2 protein-coding genes and 2 pseudogenes are annotated in these 3822 nt (G+C 63.0%); 3 read left to right on the top strand and 1 reads right to left on the bottom strand.

The features are described 5' to 3' along the window. The 3 genes and pseudogenes from I5W_RS22645 to I5W_RS22635 all read left to right on the top strand — a co-directional run. Window positions 1-320 (top strand): annotated as a pseudogene (locus I5W_RS22645) (guanylate kinase); the annotation flags it as partial. A gap of 75 nt (window positions 321-395) precedes the next feature. Then, window positions 396-599 (top strand): DNA-directed RNA polymerase subunit omega, encoded by a 204-nt coding sequence (gene rpoZ, locus I5W_RS22640; protein WP_008328299.1) that lies wholly within the window; start codon window positions 396-398, stop codon window positions 597-599. Between the two features lie 35 nt (window positions 600-634). Next, window positions 635-2898, top strand: a pseudogene (locus I5W_RS22635) (RelA/SpoT family protein). Between the two features lie 76 nt (window positions 2899-2974). Here I5W_RS22635 and I5W_RS22630 read toward each other — a convergent pair. Further along, window positions 2975-3822 (bottom strand): LysR family transcriptional regulator (locus tag I5W_RS22630; RefSeq protein ID WP_044530943.1); only part of this gene is annotated, 848 nt, incomplete at its 5' end.

The raw sequence follows: 3822 nt of genomic DNA, 5'->3' as shown, positions 1-3822 counted from the left end.
ACTGGCAAGGTGCCCAGCAGGTGAAGAAACAATTTACCAATGCCATCGGCATCTCATCCCTGCCGCCCTCCATCGCCGCCCTGGAAGAACGTCTGAAGAAGCGCGGACAGGACGAACCGCACGTCATCACACGCCGTATCCTGGCCGCCGGCGGCGAAATCGCGCACTCTCCAGAGTTCGAATATGTTATTATCAATCAAGAGTTTGCCGTCGCTTTATCCGAACTGACGGCAATCGTCCAGGCCGCCCGCTGCCGCTTCCCGCAGCAAGCCGCTCGCAACGCCTACCTGTTCACCCAGTTGGGCATCCACGCAAGCTGAACAGCATAAGCTAGACGAGCAAGCCCGCGCCGGACACATCAATCCACAAGCAAGACCGTCATTCAGGAGTTTCACATGGCCCGCATTACCATCGAAGATTGCCTCAAGCAGATCCCCAACCGCTTCCAGTTGACCCTGTCGGCCACCTACCGCGCCCGCCAGCTGCTGCAAGGCCACACCCCCAAGGTGGAAGCCAAGGACAAGCCGACCGTGACCGCCCTGCGCGAAATCGCCGCCGGCAAAGTCGGTATCGAGATGCTCAAGAAGGTTCCGGCCTGATCCTGGTCCGTCCATGAAGCTGATAACGGACAAGTATGAGCCTCACCACTACCGACTCCACCTTATCAGCCGCTGCTAGCTCCAAACGTGCCGCCGGTTCCGGCCGCACCGCAACTCCCCAGGAAGTCGCCCCTGCCGCTGCCCATAGCGGCGTGGCGACTTTTGCGCACCTGATCCCCAAGCTCGAAGAATACCTGACGCCTTCCGAACTGAAGAAGGTCAAGGAAGCCTATCGCTTTGCCGATGAGATGCACCTGGGCCAGATGCGTAAGTCCGGCGAGCCCTATATCTCGCATCCGCTGGCGGTGGCCGAGATCTGCGCCGAATGGAAGCTCGATGCCCAGGCCATGATGGCGGCCTTCCTGCATGACGTGATGGAAGACCAGGGCGTCAAGAAGGAAGAGCTGATCGAGCGCTTTGGCGCCTCCGTCGCCTCGCTGGTGGATGGCCTGTCCAAGCTGGACAAGATCGAATTCCAGAGCCAGGTCGAAGCGCAGGCGGAGAATTTCCGCAAGATGCTCCTGGCCATGGCACGCGACGTGCGGGTGATCCTGGTCAAGCTGGCCGACCGCCTGCACAACATGCGCACCCTGGGCTCCATGCCGCCCGAAAAGAAGCGCCGCATCTCGCGCGAGACCATGGAAGTCTATGTGCCCATCGCGCACCGCCTGGGCCTGAACAATATCTACCGCGAACTGCAGGAGCTGTCCTTCTCGCACCTCTACCACTGCGCCACCGCACCCTGTCCAAGGCGGTCAAGGCGGCCCGCGGCAACCGCCGCGAGGTGGTGACCAAGATCATGGAGTCGGTCACCAGCACCCTGATCGCCGCCGGCATCCCGGCCCAGGTCGATGGCCGCGAAAAAACCCTCTACGGCATCTACCGCAAGATGCGCAACAAGCACCTGAGCTTCTCGCAGGTGCTGGACGTCTACGGTTTCCGGGTGGTGGTGGACAGCTTCGCCAACTGCTACGTGGCGCTGGGCACCCTGCATTCGCTCTTCAAGCCGATGCCGGGCAAGTTCAAGGATTACATCGCCATTCCCAAGTTGAATGGTTACCAGTCGCTGCACACCACCCTGATCGGCCCCTATGGCACGCCGGTCGAGTTCCAGATCCGCACCACCGAGATGCACCGCGTGGCCGAATCCGGCGTGGCCGCGCACTGGCTGTACAAGGATGACGAAGGCAGCCTGACCGACCTGCAGCAGCGCACCCATGCCTGGCTGCAGTCGCTGCTGGACATCCAGAAGCAGACCGGCGACTCAGCCGAGTTCCTGGAACACGTCAAGGTCGACCTGTTCCCCGATTCGGTCTATGTCTTCACCCCCAAATCGAAGATCATCGCCCTGCCGCGTGGCGCTACCGCCCTGGATTTTGCCTACAGCATCCACACCGACATCGGCGACCAGACCACCTCGGCTATCATCAACCACGAACCTGCCGCGCTGCGCTCGGAACTGCACAATGGTGACATCGTCGAGATCATCACCTCGCCGACCTCCCGCCCCAGCCCCAACTGGCTAGGCTACGTGCGCACCGGCAAGGCGCGTTCGGCCATCCGGCACCGCCTGCGCACGGCCAACCGGGTCGAGTCGCAGACCGTGGGACGCCGCTTGTTGGGCAACGCTCTTCATACGCTGGGCATCGAACCTGAACTTCCTTCCCATATCGTCGAGCGCCTGCTCAACGAATCCAGCGCCAAGACCATGGATGACCTGTATGCCGAGATCGGCATCGGCACCCGCATGGCACCGCTGGTGGCGCGTCACATCATGACCATGATGGATACCGGCGTGAGCGTGCCGCAGCTGGACCCGGAAGGCCACATGCTGCCCAATAAGCCCGACCCGGTGGTCATCACCGGCAGCGAAGGGGCCTCGGCACAATTGTCGTCCTGCTGTATGCCGATTCCGGGCGACCGCCTGACCGGCTATCTCAAGCCGGACCAGACCCTGATCGTGCATACCCAGGAATGCGAAACCGCCAAGCGCCTGCACGAGAAGGAGCCGGACCGCTGGATCGAACTGGTCTGGGGCCACGACCTGAATCGCCGCTTCGATTGCCGCATCACTATCCTGATCCACAACGAGCGCGGCACGCTGGCGCGTATCGCCGCCGAAATCGGCGAATCGGACGCCAACATCGTCTCGGTGGCCATGGATGACGAAGGTGGCAATGCGTCGATGAAATACCTGCGCTTCACCATCCAGATCGAGGATCGCGTGCATCTGGCGCGCCTCATGCGCGGCATCCGCAAGATCGACAGCGTGGCGCGTATCCTGCGCGAACGCGGCTGATCTCCCTGCCCTCCCCTCCATGACAAACGCCCGCATTGAGCGGGCGTTTGTCATTGGCCCACTTGCGCAAGGCCGCTCAGGCTGCCGCTTTTTCCGGCATTGCGGCGCCCTTGGCCTGGTCCTCCAGATGCCGCTGGCAAGCCTGGGCGCCCTTGTCGGCAATGCCGCGTTCCAGCTTGTCAGCGAAGAACTCGATCAAGGCGCTCACCGCGCTGGGCAACTGGCGGCGATGCACATAGACCGCATAGAAACCCATAGTGTCGCGCTGGTAGTCCGGCAGGATATTGACCAGCGTGCCATTGCGCAAATCCTCCGAGGCCAGCATGGTGGGCAGCAAGGCAATCCCCAGCCCGGCGCGCGCCGCCCGCAACTGCCCCTGGGCGGTATTGATGCACAGCCGCGGCGCCACCCGCACGCTTTGGGGCCCATGCGGGCCTTCCAGCTTCCAGACCGTATGCTGCGGCGCTTGCGAGGTCGCCAGGCAAGCGTGGCCGACCAGGTCGGCCAGGGTCTGCGGGCTGCCCTCGCGCTCCAGGTAGCGCGGGCTGGCAATGAGCGCCAGGTGGCTTTGCACCAGCTTCCTGGCCACCAGGCTGGAGTCCGGCAACACCCCGCCGCGAAAGGCCAGGTCGATACCCTCGGCAATCAGGTCGGCGCGCCCGTCGTTGAGCACGAATTCCAACTGCACCTTGGGATAGAGACGCATGAATTCATGCATCCACTCGATGGAAAAATTGTCGAAGAAGTCCACCGGTGCCGCCACCCGCAGGCTGCCGGCCGGCTCGCCCTGGCTTTCGGTGAGGCTGGTGCTGGCGTGCTCGATGTCTTCCAGACCCGGTGCGCAGCGCTCGAAGAATTCGCGACCGGCGGCGGTCATGTTGAGCTGGCGTGTGGAACGCTGCAGCAGCCGCACACCCATGGCGC

Origin of the sequence: Herbaspirillum sp. B65 (assembly GCF_000333555.1) — a bacterium.
In the GTDB taxonomy this organism is placed as follows: Bacteria; Pseudomonadota; Gammaproteobacteria; order Burkholderiales; family Burkholderiaceae_D; genus Herbaspirillum; species Herbaspirillum rubrisubalbicans.
The sequence above is the reverse complement of the archived record's forward strand: the minus strand, read 5'-3'. Positions and strand labels throughout refer to the sequence as shown.

Coding starts and splice junctions, on each gene's coding strand:
- rpoZ (WP_008328299.1), top strand. CDS start 396: ATGGCCCGCATTACCATCGAAGATTGCCTCAAGCAGATCCCCAACCGC.